The sequence below is a fragment of the Tenacibaculum sp. MAR_2010_89 genome (assembly GCF_900105985.1).
Lineage (GTDB): Bacteria > Bacteroidota > Bacteroidia > Flavobacteriales > Flavobacteriaceae > Polaribacter > Polaribacter halocynthiae.
Map to the genome: position 1 here is coordinate 2,201,534 of NZ_FNUB01000005.1, position 16,680 is coordinate 2,218,213.

The 16,680-nt window shown below is 27.8% G+C and carries 15 protein-coding genes; 5 read left to right on the forward strand and 10 right to left on the reverse strand.

Features of this window, described 5'->3' with window-relative positions:
* Positions 1-143 precede the first annotated feature (143 nt).
* Entirely contained in the window at positions 144-488 is a 345-nt protein-coding gene (locus BLV71_RS13055) for a glycosyltransferase (RefSeq protein ID WP_093870976.1), read from the forward strand.
* A 270-nt stretch (positions 489-758) separates the two neighbouring features.
* Here the strand turns inward: BLV71_RS13055 and BLV71_RS13060 are convergent, their stop codons facing one another.
* From BLV71_RS13060 to gcvT, 5 genes are all read right to left on the reverse strand, one after another.
* Entirely contained in the window at positions 759-2,489 is a 1,731-nt protein-coding gene (locus BLV71_RS13060) for an ATP-binding protein (RefSeq protein ID WP_093870977.1), read from the reverse strand.
* Positions 2,482-3,024: a heme NO-binding domain-containing protein gene (locus tag BLV71_RS13065; RefSeq protein WP_093870978.1), complete on the reverse strand. Its 543-nt coding sequence runs from the start codon at positions 3,022-3,024 to the stop codon at positions 2,482-2,484. Before BLV71_RS13065 ends, BLV71_RS13060 begins: the two co-directional genes overlap by 8 nt.
* 60 nt (positions 3,025-3,084) lie before the next feature.
* Entirely contained in the window at positions 3,085-3,486 is a 402-nt protein-coding gene (locus BLV71_RS13070; RefSeq protein WP_093870979.1) for a response regulator, read from the reverse strand.
* A 424-nt stretch (positions 3,487-3,910) separates the two neighbouring features.
* Complete coding sequence (locus BLV71_RS13075; protein WP_093870980.1) at positions 3,911-6,505, reverse strand: DUF6923 family protein; 2,595 nt, start codon at positions 6,503-6,505, stop codon at positions 3,911-3,913.
* Positions 6,506-6,838: 333 nt separating this feature from the next.
* Entirely contained in the window at positions 6,839-7,921 is a 1,083-nt protein-coding gene (gene gcvT, locus BLV71_RS13080) for a glycine cleavage system aminomethyltransferase GcvT (protein WP_093870981.1), read from the reverse strand.
* A 155-nt stretch (positions 7,922-8,076) separates the two neighbouring features.
* Here gcvT and BLV71_RS13085 point away from each other — a divergent pair, with 155 nt between their 5' ends.
* Positions 8,077-8,622 (forward strand): TlpA family protein disulfide reductase, encoded by a 546-nt coding sequence (locus BLV71_RS13085; protein ID WP_093870982.1) that lies wholly within the window; start codon positions 8,077-8,079, stop codon positions 8,620-8,622.
* Between the two features lie 32 nt (positions 8,623-8,654).
* Positions 8,655-8,873: a VF530 family protein gene (locus tag BLV71_RS13090; RefSeq protein WP_093870983.1), complete on the forward strand. Its 219-nt coding sequence runs from the start codon at positions 8,655-8,657 to the stop codon at positions 8,871-8,873.
* A 71-nt stretch (positions 8,874-8,944) separates the two neighbouring features.
* Here the strand turns inward: BLV71_RS13090 and BLV71_RS13095 are convergent, their stop codons facing one another.
* Positions 8,945-9,289 (reverse strand): hypothetical protein, encoded by a 345-nt coding sequence (locus BLV71_RS13095; protein ID WP_143032789.1) that lies wholly within the window; start codon positions 9,287-9,289, stop codon positions 8,945-8,947.
* 154 nt (positions 9,290-9,443) lie between these two features.
* Positions 9,444-10,295, reverse strand: a complete 852-nt coding sequence (locus tag BLV71_RS13100) for an alpha/beta fold hydrolase (protein WP_093870985.1) — start codon at positions 10,293-10,295, stop codon at positions 9,444-9,446.
* Positions 10,296-10,386: 91 nt separating this feature from the next.
* Between BLV71_RS13100 and priA the strand changes: the two genes are divergently transcribed.
* Both priA and BLV71_RS18625 read left to right on the forward strand, forming a co-directional pair.
* Positions 10,387-12,810, forward strand: a complete 2,424-nt coding sequence (gene priA / locus BLV71_RS13105; protein WP_255405278.1) for a replication restart helicase PriA — start codon at positions 10,387-10,389, stop codon at positions 12,808-12,810.
* A gap of 252 nt (positions 12,811-13,062) precedes the next feature.
* Complete coding sequence (locus BLV71_RS18625) at positions 13,063-13,218, forward strand: hypothetical protein (RefSeq protein WP_158530841.1); 156 nt, start codon at positions 13,063-13,065, stop codon at positions 13,216-13,218.
* Between the two features lie 80 nt (positions 13,219-13,298).
* Here BLV71_RS18625 and BLV71_RS13110 read toward each other — a convergent pair whose 3' ends face one another.
* From BLV71_RS13110 to BLV71_RS13120, 3 genes are read right to left on the reverse strand one after another with little or no spacing between them, the layout of a single operon-like run.
* Positions 13,299-13,865 carry a type 1 periplasmic binding fold superfamily protein gene (locus BLV71_RS13110; protein WP_093870987.1) on the reverse strand — a complete coding sequence of 189 codons (567 nt, stop codon included), beginning with the start codon at positions 13,863-13,865 and terminating at the stop codon, positions 13,299-13,301.
* A gap of 13 nt (positions 13,866-13,878) precedes the next feature.
* Entirely contained in the window at positions 13,879-16,284 is a 2,406-nt protein-coding gene (locus BLV71_RS13115; protein ID WP_093870988.1) for a TonB-dependent receptor, read from the reverse strand.
* Between the two features lie 35 nt (positions 16,285-16,319).
* Complete coding sequence (locus tag BLV71_RS13120) at positions 16,320-16,634, reverse strand: hypothetical protein (RefSeq protein WP_093870989.1); 315 nt, start codon at positions 16,632-16,634, stop codon at positions 16,320-16,322.
* Positions 16,635-16,680: the final 46 nt, after the last annotated feature.

Sequence of the window (16,680 nt, forward strand, 5' to 3'; positions counted from 1 at the left end):
TATAATAAAGTTAAGTAATATGTTAGGTAAACTAATCTATACATTTTTACGTTTCATCGACACTAAAAACCGTACTAAACGATTAAACTTCATAAACACTTAATCTAGAAGCTATTTTTAAGGAGTATTAAAAACAGATATATATGAAGATTGGCATTATCATTCCATGTTATAATGAAGAGAAGGGGGTAAAAATTAAAGCATTTAAAAAGTGCTTAAAAAAATATAGCGACGTTCACCTCTGTTTTGTAAACGATGGAAGTAAAGATAATACTTTAGATGTTTTATATAAATTAAAAGATGAATTTGAAAAAAAAGTTACTATTATAAATATGAAAAAAAACCAAGGAAAGAGTAGGGCTATAAAAGTTGGTGCTCGTTTTTTTTATAGCTTGTCATCTGTTGCACATGTTGGTTGTTTAGATGCTAACTTTACCATTGGCTATGAAAATTTTGGAAGCTTATTAAAGAATTTAAAGAAAATATGATTAAAAATAAAGTGCTAGTTTACTAGTTATTTTCCCCAACCTTAAAAACCTCATTATAAATTAAATAATGAGGTTTTTTATAGTAGAAAATTAAGTTTTTTCATTCATCGATAGTTAAAAGCATTTCATCGACAGAAAAAAAAGAGTTGAACGATTTTTAGAAATCTTTACTCTATGAAGTGATTATATTTGAATAAGAAAACATAGAAAAAATATTTAAATTAGTAGTTTGTTTGTATTCCCCAATTATCAAAACCTTATTAAGTAATATTAATGAGGTTTTTTTAATTCGAAAAAAAAGGAACACCCTTTACCTAATTCGCTTTCTAACCATATTTTACCATTATATAAGTCGATAATCTTTTTTACAATTGAAAGACCTATACCTGTAGAGTCATCATTAGGTTCTTCTAAGGTTTCAAATACTTCAAATATTTTTGAGTGGTATTTTTTATCAATACCAATACCATTATCTTTTATAATAAATAGAAATTTAATATCTAAATCTTCTACTTCTATAGTAATAATACCTTTCTCTTTATCATTATATTTAATAGCATTACTTATTAAATTCTGAAATAACTGTTGTAAACGAAATTTATCACCATAAATAATTGGTAGCGTGTTCTTAATTTGAATATTAATATGTTCAGGAACAAAAATTGTATCAATTATATCTGTAACGGTTTTCTGAAGATCAACTTTTTGGTCAGTTTTATCAATCTTATCAATACTTGAATATTTTAATATTCCATTAATAAGGTGATCCATTTTATCAATTTTTTTTAATAAAGAATTAAAATTAACGGTAGTCTCTTCATCAAAAGTACCTTCATTATCTTCTTGTATCCAAGAAATTAATGCGGACATGCTTCTTAATGGAGATTTTAAATCGTGAGAAACTACATGAGCAAAGTTTTTTAACTCTTCATTGTTTTTTCCTAATTGAACCAGTAATACATCTTTTTCTTTTTGAGTTTTTTTCTCTTTAATTAGACTAATAGCACTATTAAATTGAGCAGAAGCTAAACTAGCTATGTTATGAAAAACCTCAATGTGGTCATTATTGAAATAATTTTTTTTGCTATGTTCAGAGTCAATAATACCAATTACTTTATTATCAGCTATAATAGGAACCGTTAATTCTGAAAAACGAAAAAAATCATCAACCTCGTACAAATCATTTTTTGAAGTGTCATTTACTAATGAATACACTCCTGTTTCAACTACTTTACCAATTACCCCTTTCCCTATAGGTATATGTAAAGGAGGTTTTTTGGTTATATCAATATCAGGGTTATTTGAATAAGCAGCTATTTCTTTTATGATATTAGATTCATAATCAATAGAAAAAACAAGACAATCTTCTAAATCTAAATGATTAGCAGTGTTTTTTGCTATTTCCCAGGCAATTTCATTTAAATCTCTTTTTCCTAATATAGATACAGAAAGACTGTTTAAAGCATTTAACATTCTTGTTTTTTTATCTATTTCAGAAACATCTTCTATTAAAGCAATATGGTACTTTACATTACCTTCATTATCTCTAACTGCACTTACGTTTGTATTACAAGAAACATAGTTACCATCTTTTTTTCTGTATCTTTTTTTTATTAAAAACTTATCAATTTTACTTTCTTCTAGTAGTTTTAGCTGTTTTTTGGCTTGTGGTAAATCATCAGGGTGTGAGAGTTCGTAAATATTGACATTTAATAATTCATCATCAGTATAGCCTAATAAATTTGCAAAAGCTTTATTAAATTTAATTAAGTTATTTTTTTGAGATAAAACAATACCTAAAGATGAGTTATCAACAATCAATTTTAATTGAGCAGTTTGATCATTTAATAAAGCTTCAGTTTTTTTATTGGAAGCAGTTAGTTTTTGGTTAGCCTCAAATAATTCTAATGATTTTTGTTCAAGAATTTCTTCTGCTTGTTTTCTAGCTTTTCTTTCTCTTTGTAAGGCTCTTTCAAATATTTTTACTTTTTCATCAGACATTTCTTACTAGTGTAAATAAAACTTTAGTTCCATCAGAATTCAGTAATTCTTTTTTTATTGTAACCTCTTCATTATAATGCTCTAATGTACGTTCCATAAGTCCTTGTGCAAAGGAAGACATAGCTCTTTCAGATTGGTATTCGATAATTAATTTGGTATCAGTTTCCTCGTGAGTAATGAAACTAGGGAGTTCAGCATCAGGATAAATTTTTCTTACATGAACATGTATATGCTTTTCTATACCCGAGATAAGGTTAAAACCAGTTTTGTAATGTTTAAAAATATTAGGGTATCCATTTTTTAAAGTGTCAAAAAAATATAACCCATAGGTATATATTAAGGTAGGAACGTCTATTTTAGTTTCCTCGCTAAGATTGGTTATTAAGCTTACCATTTCTCCAAAATCGTATGTACCTACTGAAGTGTATACACCCTCTGATTTTAAATTTGATTTTGTAATAATGGTGTCTGTAGTTTCTAATCCAAATTTTTGTTCAACCATTTCCAAAAATTCGGTAAATACAATTCCTTTCATCTAGTTTTATATTGGGGGATTAAAATTAATTAATACTAAAGATGAAATATACTGAAAAAATTATAAAGAGACTAATTCATTCATAGACCAATAGTCAATTATTTTATCAATTTGATTCACATAATCTTCATAACGCAATGGTTTTACAACATAACCAGCAATACCTATTTTGTATGCATTAATCATGTCATGATGATTATTTGAGGTTGTAAATACCACAGTAGGAACAAATTTTAAGTTTTCGTCAGATTTTAAAATAGATAAAAATTCAAACCCATTCATTTTAGGCATATTTAAATCTAATAGAATTAAATTAGGCAAACTTTCTTTACATTTTTGTAAAGCTTCTTCACCATTACTAGCCTTGGAAACTGAATGATTTAACTTTAACTTTTTTAAAGCTCGGTCAAACTTTAGTTTCTCTATTTCGTCATCTTCAACAAGTAATATATTTAAATTCATAATTATTTTTTGTACGTAGGTTTGTATATAACAAATATATTTTTTTTATAACAATTGTTTCTTTTTAAAAGATAGCAACAATTTATCTGTAGATGAATGGTATATATGTGTAGTTAAACGGTTTTTAAGTGTTATTATTTTTAATTACTAGTAGATATATATAATTGGTATGCACTTACCATATTTAGCTAAAATTTTTATTTATTTTAAGTAAAATAAATTCACTCTTTTAAGAGCTTTAAATTGTGTACTTAAACTAATCATTCACTAGTTTTTAAAATAGCTTTAAAAGCCATAATTCATTGTTTTTTCATGAAATATTAGACGTTTAATCACAATGAAATTAATTTTTAAGTTATTATTAAAACAAATAAAAGAGGTAAGAACCTCCTTTATTATAATTTATATTTTAAAATATGCCGATTTATTTGATAACTAACTTTTTGGTAATATAATTTAAGTTATCACTTTTAATTTTAAAGAAATAAACTCCAGTGGCTAATTTGTTTCTGTATATAGTAACTTCATTTTTACCACTATTTATCTTTAAATCACTTTTTTGAATTATTTGACCTAATTGATTGTAAAGGATTAAACTACCATTTTGATATTGTGAGCTATTAAACTGAACATTTGCTGATTCAATCATAGGGTTAGGTGTTACAGAAATTTGATTAGCTAAAGAATTAGCTTCATCATTAGTTGACAACGCACTAGAATTAACTAATTTTAATTCACTAATATTCATTTCTTTTACTTGTTTTTCACCATTTTTAGAAACCATAGTAAATACTAATGTAACTACATCACTGAAATCTGCTTTTGAGTTTTTGGTAGATGTAAAATCATCGAAAAGGATTGTGTATTCTTGATTAGTTGTACCTAAATTAACAGTAGCATTAAATTGATCTTCCCAAACATTAATACTTTCTTTTATAAAACGAACTTCAAGGGTACCTGTACCATTTCCTTTAAACTTTAAAGCATTGTATGAAGAAATATCAACAGATTTAAATCTAGGATTAAATGCTTTATATACGGAAACGTATTCTTTTGTTGAAGCTTTTAAATTTATATTTCTTTCTATAGACATTTCAGTATCATCAGTTTGATCTTCATTTGGTGTTACAGTGAAATCTGTAACATTAGTGCTAGTAGCTGCATCATCAACACCCCATGAACCATCAGACATGAATAAGTCATCTGGTGTATTGGTTCCATCACCAATTCTAAAGCCTATGTCAAATAGTTTACCAGTATCTAAAATTACATTTGAAATGTATTTTTTATCTAAAACTATTGTTGATGACATATTATCTAAATTACTAGTCTCTGTTTGTTTAAATCCGGCATCAAATTCAACAGTAGTACTTCCATTTACATTAACTATGTCTAAATTTAATACGCCATTTTTGTAGAATCCTTTTTTTACAAATACTGGAGGAGGAGGAGAAATGTTATAAGTATCAATTGTTTTCTTTACATCTAATAAACGAATCACTTCGGTACTAAGTAACATTAAATCGTCAATTGAATTAGACCATATTTGGAAATTAAAATATCCAGTTTCAGATTTATACTTATCTAAATTCCAGTGATTTTCAATTATGAAGTTTTGACCATCACTTGATTCTCTAGCTGATAAACTTAAAACGAATTCAACACCACCATCTACATTTTTAATAATTGATTTAATAAAATTATGTTCTTCAATTTGGATTGTTGAAACAGATAATAATTCAGCACCTAATAAACGATCACATATATATTTAGTGTGCTCATATACTTTGTCTTCAGTTTTTAAAGCTAAGATAGAAGCTACAGTTTTATTTTTTCTTTGATAATCAACAGATACTATATCTGTAGCATTTGTGATTTTTATTAAATCAGTAGGTGATGATTCAATAGCTTCGTCTTCATTTATAACTTTTAGAGGAATAAAATCATTTAAAGTTAATGCTTTTTTAGCACCTCTTTGGGCGTATGTAGATTTTTTCACTATCCTTTTAGCTGTTTCTTTTCTAAAAGTATAATTAGTTTTTATTCTATTATAGTTACGTTTATTAATTTGTTGAGATAATCTATTGTTACTTTCTAAGCCTCCATTATTACCACTAGTTGTTGGTGCAACTATTGTTGGACAAGCAGATACTCCTGAACAAGAAGGATCATCACAATCTGCTAATCCATCACCATCATCATCAATTCCATTTGTACAGTCTTCCATAGGTACTGGCGCAGTTGGACAACGTGCTCCATCATTACTAGAACTAGATGGTCCAAAAGCAAAAAGATTAGAGTTAATACTACTACCATTATTTATGTTGGTAACTTCATTTATGATATAAACAGTTCCTGTTTGATTTGCTGATACATAAAAATTCCCCATGTTATCAAAATAGACTGCACCATAAGTATAGTTTAACCCAGCTAATGCTGGTACTACACCTAGATTTTCAACATTACCAGTTGAAGCATTAATTCTATATAATTTATTAGTTCCTTTTTCAACAGTATATAGGTGGTTGTCTAAAGAGTTAAATGCCCAATCATGAACCAAAATACTTTGTGAAAGTGTACCTGTTCCTAATGAGGTTAAATGTGTTGGAGATTCAGGATCTAAATCTATAATGTAATATGTATCTCCACCAGATTTAGAATAATAAATTCCCTCATGACTTACATCACCTATGTATCTGTTTGAGGTAGGTAATGCATCAATAGTGTAGGTTGTTGTGGAAAAATTTTTTCCAATTCTAACGATTGACTTTTGAGGGTATGTTAAAGATCCCCATATATAACCATCTTTAGGATTATATCCAGCTCCGTTAATATTTCCTGTTGTTATATCCGTTGCAACTTCATAAGCGGACCCAGATGCTAAATCTACAGCAAATACGTCATTTTTTTGAAAAAGATATGCATAATAATCACAATTGAAAGGAGTGTTTTGTGAAATTAAAGGTTGAATTGAAATTAAGGTTAAAAGAAGAAGGTTAATAAAGTATTTCTTATTCATGATGTTGATTTTGAGGGATTTGTTAAGTGAAAATACAGCTTTTATATATCTCAAAAAAAAATTATAGATGAATGGTAGTTAAGTATAGATGAATAGAAAAAAAATAAAAAAACTTTAATAATTGAATTAAAAAAGAACTTAACTTGCTTTAATGTAGTATGTTATTGTTATTTGATTAATTGTTTTTTAGAGGAATTAAAGAATAGTGAAAGTGCTGAAGTTTTTATTATTATTTATTTAATAAGGTCAGAAGAAAGATTTGGATTAATTTATAATAAAAAAAGCGATTCATAAATGTATGAATCGCTTTTAATTTTATAATGTACAATTAAATTACCCTTTATAAAAAGGTAGTTTAACTACTTTGGCTGCTATTTGTTTTTTACGAACTTGAATAAACACTTCGCTATCAACTTTTGAATTTTCGATAGTTACATACCCTAAACCAATCCCTTTTCCTAAAGATGGGCTCATAGTACCAGAAGTAACATTACCAATTTTAGTACCTTCAGCATTTATAATATCATATCCTTGGCGAGGAATTCCTTTTTCAATAATTTCGAAAGCAACTAATTTACGAGTTACTCCGTCAGTTTTTTGTTGTTTTAAAGCTTCAGCATTTACAAAGTCTTTAGTAAACTTAGTAATCCAACCTAAACCAGCTTCAAGAGGAGAAGTAGTATCATCAATATCATTTCCATATAGGCAATATCCCATTTCTAAACGTAAAGTATCACGAGCTGCTAATCCTATGGGTTTAATACCCCAATCAGCTCCCGCTTCAAAAACTTTTTTCCAAACAGCTTCAACATCTTTATTTTTTACATAAATTTCAAAACCACCAGATCCTGTATAACCAGTAGCAGAAACTACTACATTTGGTAAACCTGCAAAATCAGTAATTTCAAAAGTGTAAAATTTAATAGCTGATAAATCTACAGATGTTAATGATTGCATAGCTTCGGCTGCTTTAGGACCTTGTATAGCTAATAAAGACCATTCATCAGAACGATCTTCCATTACAACACCTAAATCATTATGTTGTGAAATCCAGTTCCAGTCTTTTTCAATGTTTGAAGCGTTAACAACCAGCATGTACTCATTTTCTTCAATCATATATATGATTAAATCATCTACGATTCCACCATCAGCATTTGGCATACAACTATACTGAGCTTTTCCAGGTACTAATTTAGAGGCATCATTAGATGCTATTTTTTGAATTAAAGCCAAAGCATTTTCTCCTTTTAAAAAGAACTCTCCCATATGGCTAACATCAAATACACCAACACCGCTTCTTACAGTTTCGTGTTCAATGTTCACACCTTCATATTGCACAGGCATATTATACCCAGCAAAAGGAACTAATTTTGCTCCTAAACCTTCATGAATGTGAGTTAATGCAGTATTTTTCATTTTTTATGAATTGTTTGTTTATAATTATGCTAAAGTATGTAAAAAAAGGTAAACAAAAACGGAGAAATTGTTTAATATTTATAGCTGTTTTAAGCTATTTAATGTTTTGTAACAGTAATAAATAGTTCTATTTTTGAGGTGTTAATATAGTACAGATGAAAATTACTAAAAAATCAATATACAATCTTCTTTTTTTAATAATTATAGGATTGTTGCTTTATCCGCCAACAAAAACCTATTTTATTCGTTTGATTTCTTTTTCGCCTTCTATTATTAAGAGTGAAAAAAGAGATGTTTTAAATGATTATAATTGGTCATTAAAAGGGTTAAATACAATTGATGTAGATTTTAATAACCTAAAAAACAAAGTTGTTTTTATAAACTTTTGGGCAACATGGTGTCCTCCTTGTATAGCTGAAATTCCTAGCATTCAAGAATTATATAACGATTATAAAGATGAAGTAGTATTTATATTTGTTAGTAATGAAAAATGGGAAGTTATAAATGCTTTTTATAAAAAACATAATTACGATTTACCTACATATAATTTGGGAAATAGTTTACCAAAAATATTTCAAGTAAACTCGATACCTACTTCATTTGTAATCAATAAGAAAGGAGAAGTAGTTATAAATAAAAGTGGAGCTGCAGATTGGAACAGCTCTAAGTTTAGATCATTGTTAAATGAATTAATTAAATAGAAAATGTATTTTCTAAATCATTGTAAATAAGTATGAGTCAAGAGCAACCAAATAATCCATTACATGGAATAAAGTTAGCAACAATTTTAGAAGAATTATTTTTAGAATATGGATGGGAAGAGTTAGGAGAAATTTTAAACATAAATTGTTTTAAGAATAACCCAACTTATAAATCAAGTTTAAAATTTTTAAGAAAAACTCCTTGGGCAAGGGCAAAAGTAGAAAAGTTATATTTAGAAATGATAAATTAATATTATACTGATATATATCAAAAAAATCGTCTGAAATTAATTTCAGACGATTTTTTTTGTTTTAAAATAACTTATGCTTTATTAACCTTTATAGGTAGCGTATAAATTTCTTTTTGTTTTATTTTAGAAGAATTAATTTTCTTATTATTTAATTTTTCTTTTATAAATAAACTTAAATCTTCATTTTTTGAAGTAACATCTACAACAATAATTTCATTTTTATTATTAACAGTAAAGGAAACATCTACTTTTAAAGTTTCATAAGTGTTAAAAGGTACTTTATCTCCTATTAAAGCAATGATTTGATTGGTTAATGAGTTGTCTTTACCTAAGTCGTTTTTTGGAGTAGCAAAAGTTGACAAAGAAAGGAAAAGGCTAATGCTGAAAATAATTAAAGTTTTTACTAAAGTCTTCATAATATATTAATATTTATTGGGTTTATATTTGCTTATAAGACTACAGAAAAAAAATAATGTTTCAGTTAAACTGGACTTTAATATAAAGTTAACAGGTTTTAACTAAAATTATGAAATTAACACTGTAAATGAGTGTTTTAGTTTAGTTTTTAAATTACTTTAAGATTAAATTACTCCATTCTTTTGGAGACTCAAGCATAGGGAAATGTCCAGAGTTTTTTAACCAGAATAAATTATTATTGGGAATTTCTTGATGAAGTTGATCAGCAATTGCTTTTACAGCAATAGGATCATGAGTTGGCCATACTATTTTTGTTAATATACTAGTATCTTTTAAGGCACCAATCCATCTATGCCAAAAATAATAACGTTCATTAATATAATTACTTAATAAATGAATAACCTTTCGGCCACCATTGTGTTCAAGTAAAAACCACATGTCGTTTAGTTCATTTTTAGAGACTTTAGAACTATCAAAATATATATTTTTAATATTCCTATTAAAAATTGTTTGAGTAGCAATTTTAGCTACCCATTTACCAGTGTATTTATTTTTTAACAATTTTTGAATAGTTCTTAGCTTGGCTAGTTCAATATGCATGCTACCGTTGCAAAGAATTAACTCTTTAATATTAAGAGAAAGCTGATTTTGATTATGGCGAGCAATAATCTCAGTAGCTATGCTTGTTCCATAATCATGTGCAAGTACAGTTACTTGAGTTATTTTGAGAAATTTCCATAATTGAATAGCAATATCAGCTTGTTCAATTAAAGAATATGAGTAATTTAATGGCTTTTCAGAGTAACCAAAGCCTAAATGATCATGAATAATAACTCTATACTTTTCAGATAAATAGGGGAGTACTTTGTAATAATCAAATGATGAGGTAGGATATCCATGTAAAATGACTAAAACTTCTTTACTTCCTCTGGTATCAACAACAAAAATAGTTTTACCATTAATCGAGATAAATTCTCCCTTAGATTTCCATTCTTTAGCGTTCATAATTCCTTAAAAATTCTGTTTACAATGTAGTGAAATTTGTGTAGTTTTGATATAACATTAAAAGAGCTTTTCTATTTATTTTATAGACGTCATATTACCCATACCTCTAAAAAAAATTTTTACATACTCGGTAACTGAGGCTGAAGCAAGTTTTTTACAAAAAGGAATGCGTGTTGCAGTTTCTTTTGGGAAATCAAAAATTTATACTGCAATTGTATTTAAAATACATCAAATAGCTCCAGTTTTATATGAAGCTAAAGATATTCATCAAATACTAGATGGATATCCTGTTGTTAATGAACATCAATTAAATCATTGGGAATGGATATCATCATATTACTTGTGTTCATTAGGAGATGTATATAGGGCTGCTTTACCTTCTGCGTTTTTATTGGAGAGTGAGACTATAATTTATAAAAATGATTCTTTTACTGAAGATGTAACTTTAGGAGACGATTCTTTTTTAATTTTTGAAGCTTTACAGCACCATTCTCAGTTAACTATTCATCAAGTAAGTGATATTTTAGGTAAAAAAACAATTTTACCAATAATTAATGAATTACTGGAAAAAAATGCTGTTATTATAAAAGAGGAAATTTATGAAACATATAAACCTAAACTAGTTAAATATGTACGTTTATTACCTAAGTATACAACGAATGAAGGTCTTCAAAATTTATTAGAACAGCTTTCTAGAGCAAAAAAACAACGCGAAGCTGTTTTACATTATTTTCAGTTATCTAGTTCCAAAAAACCTATAAAAGCTAAAGAATTAGAAGAGAAATCAAACGTATCAACTTCTATTTTAAAAGCATTAGTAGATAAAGAGATATTTGAATTTTATCATATTAAAACTGATAGGATTAGTTTTGATGGAACAACAAACGAAATAAAAGAATTAAATGAGTTTCAAGAACAGGCTTATAAAGAAATTAAAAAGTCTTTTGAAAAGCATGAAGTTACTTTATTACATGGAGTTACTGGTTCAGGTAAAACAGAAATATATGTAAAACTCATAAAGGAAGTTTTAGCTTTAGGCAAACAAGTTTTATTCTTATTACCAGAAATAGCCTTAACAACTCAAATAATTGTTAGATTACAAAATTATTTTGGTTCTCAAATTTCTGTATTTCATTCTAAGTATTCAATGAATGAACGAGTTGAGGTTTGGAATAATGTTTTAAACAATAAATCAAAAGCACAAATAATTTTAGGAGCTAGGTCGTCAATTTTCTTACCTTTTTCAAATTTAGGGTTAATTATTGTAGATGAAGAACATGAAAGTTCGTATAAACAATTTGAACCTTCACCAAGATATAATGCAAGGGATGCAGCAGTAGTTTTAGCATATCAGCATAAAGCAAAAATAGTATTAGGCTCAGCAACACCTTCTATTGAAAGTTATTTTAATGCAACTCAAAATAAATACGGATTGGTTGCTTTACATAGACGTTTTGGAAATATTCAATTACCCAAAATAGAATTAATTGATATTAAAGAAAAGTTCAAAAAGAAAGTAATGAAAGGGCATTTCTCAGATCGTTTATTAGAAATGATAGAGGAAGCATTAAATGAAAAAGAACAGGTTATTTTATTTCAAAACAGGAGAGGGTTTTCTCCTGTTGTTGAGTGTACTACTTGTGGAAATTCACCTCAGTGTCCTAATTGTGATGTTAGTTTAACGTTTCATAAATACAGAAAAGAATTAAAGTGTCATTATTGTCATTATCAACGTTCTATGCCAAATAATTGTGGTGCTTGTGGAAGTACAACTCTTGATACAAAAGGTTTTGGTACTGAACAAATAGAGTTAGAGTTAAAAGAATTATTTCCAAATCATACCATTGGTAGAATGGATTTAGACACTACTCGTGGAAAGTATGGATATCAAAAAATTATAGGAGCATTTGAGGCTCAAGAAATAGATATATTAGTAGGAACTCAAATGCTCTCCAAAGGATTAGACTTTGAAAATGTATCACTTGTTGGAATTTTAAATGCAGATTCAATGTTGAATTTTCCAGATTTTAGAGCACATGAGAGAGCTTTTCAATTGATGGTTCAAGTATCGGGTAGGGCAGGGCGTTCAAAAAAACAAGGTAATGTGGCTATTCAAACGTATAATCCATATCATCAAATTTTACAACAAGTTTCTACTACAAATTATACAGAAATGTATAAAGAACAATTGCAAGATCGTTGGCAGTACAATTACCCACCTTATTATAGACTAATTAAAATTACATTAAAACATAAAGATTATACAAAAGTTGATACTGGGATACATTGGCTAGCTAGAGCTTTACAAAATATTTTTAAAGAAAATGTTTTAGGACCTACTGAGCCATCTGTATCGCGTGTTCGAAATCAATACATAAAAAATTTAGTTATTAAAATACCACCAAAACAATCATTAGGTAAAACTAAAGAACAATTACAAAAAATTAAAAACACATTTGAAGCAGTAAAAGATTTCAGACCAATTCGTTTTATTATTAATGTTGATGCGTATTAATATATTTAGATATTTTTTGCTAGTTTTAAAAAAAGTGTTATATTGCACATGTCTTAGGAGACGTCCTTAGACTTTCTTTTTCATAGCAATTTTCCCACTCAATTTATTGAGTGGGTTTTTTTATACAACCATTTTACAGTTTATCTATAGATATTGTTCATTGAAAGATAGTTGTTTAGGTTTGAACCGACCAAGAGTTATTTCATCAAATTTACTTACTAATTTGCAGTATATAACCGTAAAGATTAAGTCATGAAAACAGAAACAGTTAGAATAAAATTAGTTAATAAAGAAGGTAATCAGACAACAAATCAATTTGCTTTTATTGATATACCGGTTACTACATACGAAATATTGTTTAATCAAATATTTATAGTTGAAGATTTTGGGTGTATTTTTTTAAATTAAATAATATTTTACATAAAAAAACGAACTCTATAAAAAATAGAGCCCGTGTATATTTGTATTAGTAGCTTAATTTATAAGTATTATTGTATAGTTATAGGGAAAACTACTTCAATATCAGTTTCTCCACCTGCATTGGTAATATCACCACCTTTTACACCAGTAGCTGTTTTATTAGGTTCATGTCTTAAAATCACTGTATAATTTCCAGTTCCAGCAGCTCCAGTAGCAACCGTAAACTTAATACCTACAGGATTACCATTAGCATCATTTGTTCCTGCGTACGTAAATGTACTATTTACACCTCCAGAAGTGCTATAAAAAAATTGATGCTCATCAGCTTCTTCTGCAACCTCTTTAGTGATATCTTCTGCAGGACTTTCAGTTTCATTTAATAATGTAATATCAGCATTATATGTTGTATTTGCAGCAAGAGTTCCACCAGTGATAACAGGAGCGTTTGGTCCATCACCATCTAAATCTTTACTTTGAATAGTTACTGCATTTCCTCCTGCACTAGGTGTAAGTACTATAGTCATTGTCGTAATTACTTCTTCTTCATTAACTGGCGTAGGTACTTCATCGTCTGAACAAGATGTTATTGTAAATGCAGAGATAAATAATACAGCTAATAATTTAATATGTTTCATAATGTTTTGTTTTTTAATAATTAATTTTTAATTGAATTTTAAAATTCCTCCCTAAGTCATCAGCAAAATATCGTAACCTATTTAAATAGTTTCTATAAGATTTATTAAGTAAATTATCTACTGAAAAGTTTATGTTTACTTTTGTTTTAGACATTTTAAACTCAAAACCTGAAGAAAAATTTAAAAGATGATATGCAGAGGGAGGTGTACTAACATCAACTAATTCATAACGATTTAACGGGGCTATAAAAGCTTGAAAATTATTGTTAGGAAATTCGTTTTGTTTAGCATTAAACTCACTTTCAAGAGAAGCAAAAAAGTTTTTCCAATTTTCTTTCTTAAAAAGTAAGGTAGTAGTGGTTTTAAAAGGAGGAATATCAATCAAAGGTCTTTTGTTTGTTATATCACGTCCTTTTAAAAATGATAATTTACTTGTTAGTAAAAAATCTTCATTAACCTCATATTGTAAATTTGTATCAACACCAAATAAATGAGCTTTAGTTTGTTTGTATGACCAAACAGGAAAAGCTCCTCTTAGTGTAGTTTCAACGCCCGAAGGCTCTATATAAATAAAATCTGAAATAAAATTATAAAATCCTTCAAATGTAATATTGAATTTATCATTATTAAACCTGTAAGAAGTTGATATTCTATTTGATGTTTCTGACTTTAAGCGTAAATCACCTAATTCAATTCTAGCAGCTGAATGGTGTAAGCCATCACTAAATAATTCTGATGCATTTGGAGCTCTATTTGACAGCCCGTAATTTACTATAAAAGAATTTTCCTCATCAATGGTATAGGTTAAACCTAGTGAAGCTGAAATATTATGATATGTAAATACTGGATTTGTTAATAATTGAGATCCTTTTACGTCATTATCAATAATGATATTACTAAAATCGTTTTGATAATTTAAAGATTGCCATCTTGATTTTTGATAAAACTTTTGAGCGTTAATGTGCTCTAAATCATATCTAACCCCTCCAGTTATAATCGCTTTTTCAGACTTAAAACTACTTATAGCATAGATACCTAAATTATATTTATCATAATCAGGAATAAGTCTTCTTACTTCTGTTATTGGATCAGGGAAATTATTTTGAAATCCTCCACTAACACCAAATTTGTGAGTATAACCAGCAGAAGCATCAAGATTTAAATCTGCTCTAACTGTATGCGTTTTTAATGCTAAGTCAACAGCTTGAAGCTCTTTTTTATCACCCCTTCTTTTATCAAATTCAAGTCTATTATTTACTTGATAATCATATTGAAGAGAAAGTTTACCAAAACCTTTGAATCGTTTATAAACTTTAGCTTTTAATAATTGATGCGTAACTTCTTGTTTAGGATTGTTAATATCATAACTAAAATCTTTAATAATCAAAGGAGTGTCACTATTTATAGCATTTACTAAATCAGTTACCCCACCATTATGAGAAGCACTTAAAATTGCAATTCTATTAGATAAACGACTATAAAATAATTCAAACCCTTTTTCAAACCTCTTATATCCAGTACCAATTGTAAAAGCTTTTGAATTTATACCTGTATTTGTTAGGTTATAATTTGAAGCTTCAAAATCACCAGCTCTTTTATAAGAAGCTTGCCCATTGATATACCAACCTGAAGAATAGTTTTTATGTAAACTACTTGTTACGGAAAATAACCTACCATTACTTTGTTGAGAAAATATACTTTTACCATATAAAGTATCTTTTCTACTATTTGTAGCAGGATTAACTATAACAACTCCACCAATAGCATCTCCTCCATATTGAAGAGCGTTAGCTCCTTTTATTACAGAAATTGATTGAGCAGCATTTACATCAATATTTGGAGCATGTTCAATACCCCATTCTTGATCTTGAAGTCTAACATTGTTATAAGAAATTAATATCCTACTACTGTGCAAACCATTAATAACGGGTTTAACAATGGTATTTCCTGTGTTTATTGATGATACACCAGAAACATTTTTTATAGCATCACCTAAACTAGCATCACTAAAATTTTCAAGAGTTTTAGTTTTAATTAAAGTTTCTTGAGCTGTTTTAGTTTTTAAACTTACGTTTCCTTTTATATTAACTTCATTTAATTCTTCAACATGGTGTTCTAAATCAATAACCTTATAAATATCTTTGGTTATATTTAGTTCTAAAATTAGTGGCTCACACGCAACGTGAGAAGTTTGAATAATTATTTTACCTGAACAAACATTTTTAATAGTAAATTTTCCTTCAATATCAGTAGTTGCATACTTGTTTTGTTTTTTTATAAAAACAGTAGCTCCAACTATAGGCGATTTATCATGAAAATCTTCTACCAAACCAGAAAATGTATGTTCGCAATTTTGACTATTTGCTAATGCCGAGCATAATAAAAGCAAAATAATCAAAAGAATACTTTTTGATTTCATTTAAGATTTATTTGTAATTTATATAGTATACTAAATTAAATTACAAAAGGAGGGCCTCTAGGAGTTTTTTTATTAGTGTTGTGTAGTGTTACAGTTAATGGTTGGTTAAACTGCGGATTATAGATTTCTTCTGATATTATTTGATAATCAAATGGGGACTCATAAGTAGTAACACCAACTTGAAAATGTAATATAGAACAATCTATTTCTTGTTCATGAAAGTGATGTTCATCTATTGACGAACAAATAATATGCTCATGATTTTCGAAAGCATGAATACATTGTATTACTGATGGTAGTAGTAATACAAGTAAACTTAGAAATATAATATGCTTTTTAAATCTAAACATTTGAGCAAAGGTAGTAAAAATAAAAAAACTGATATTTTAATATCAG

Bases quoted from the DNA above. Each gene is read 5' to 3' on its own strand.
- BLV71_RS13120 (WP_093870989.1), bottom strand. From the start codon at position 16,634: ATGTTTAGATTTAAAAAGCATATTATATTTCTAAGTTTACTTGTATTA.
- BLV71_RS13075 (WP_093870980.1), bottom strand. From the start codon at position 6,505: ATGAATAAGAAATACTTTATTAACCTTCTTCTTTTAACCTTAATTTCA.
- BLV71_RS13085 (WP_093870982.1), top strand. From the start codon at position 8,077: ATGAAAATTACTAAAAAATCAATATACAATCTTCTTTTTTTAATAATT.
- BLV71_RS13060 (WP_093870977.1), bottom strand. From the start codon at position 2,489: ATGTCTGATGAAAAAGTAAAAATATTTGAAAGAGCCTTACAAAGAGAA.
- BLV71_RS13095 (WP_143032789.1), bottom strand. From the start codon at position 9,289: ATGAAGACTTTAGTAAAAACTTTAATTATTTTCAGCATTAGCCTTTTC.
- BLV71_RS13090 (WP_093870983.1), top strand. From the start codon at position 8,655: ATGAGTCAAGAGCAACCAAATAATCCATTACATGGAATAAAGTTAGCA.
- BLV71_RS13115 (WP_093870988.1), bottom strand. From the start codon at position 16,284: ATGAAATCAAAAAGTATTCTTTTGATTATTTTGCTTTTATTATGCTCG.
- gcvT (WP_093870981.1), bottom strand. From the start codon at position 7,921: ATGAAAAATACTGCATTAACTCACATTCATGAAGGTTTAGGAGCAAAA.
- BLV71_RS13070 (WP_093870979.1), bottom strand. From the start codon at position 3,486: ATGAATTTAAATATATTACTTGTTGAAGATGACGAAATAGAGAAACTA.
- BLV71_RS13100 (WP_093870985.1), bottom strand. From the start codon at position 10,295: ATGAACGCTAAAGAATGGAAATCTAAGGGAGAATTTATCTCGATTAAT.
- BLV71_RS18625 (WP_158530841.1), top strand. From the start codon at position 13,063: ATGAAAACAGAAACAGTTAGAATAAAATTAGTTAATAAAGAAGGTAAT.
- BLV71_RS13110 (WP_093870987.1), bottom strand. From the start codon at position 13,865: ATGAAACATATTAAATTATTAGCTGTATTATTTATCTCTGCATTTACA.
- BLV71_RS13055 (WP_093870976.1), top strand. From the start codon at position 144: ATGAAGATTGGCATTATCATTCCATGTTATAATGAAGAGAAGGGGGTA.
- BLV71_RS13065 (WP_093870978.1), bottom strand. From the start codon at position 3,024: ATGAAAGGAATTGTATTTACCGAATTTTTGGAAATGGTTGAACAAAAA.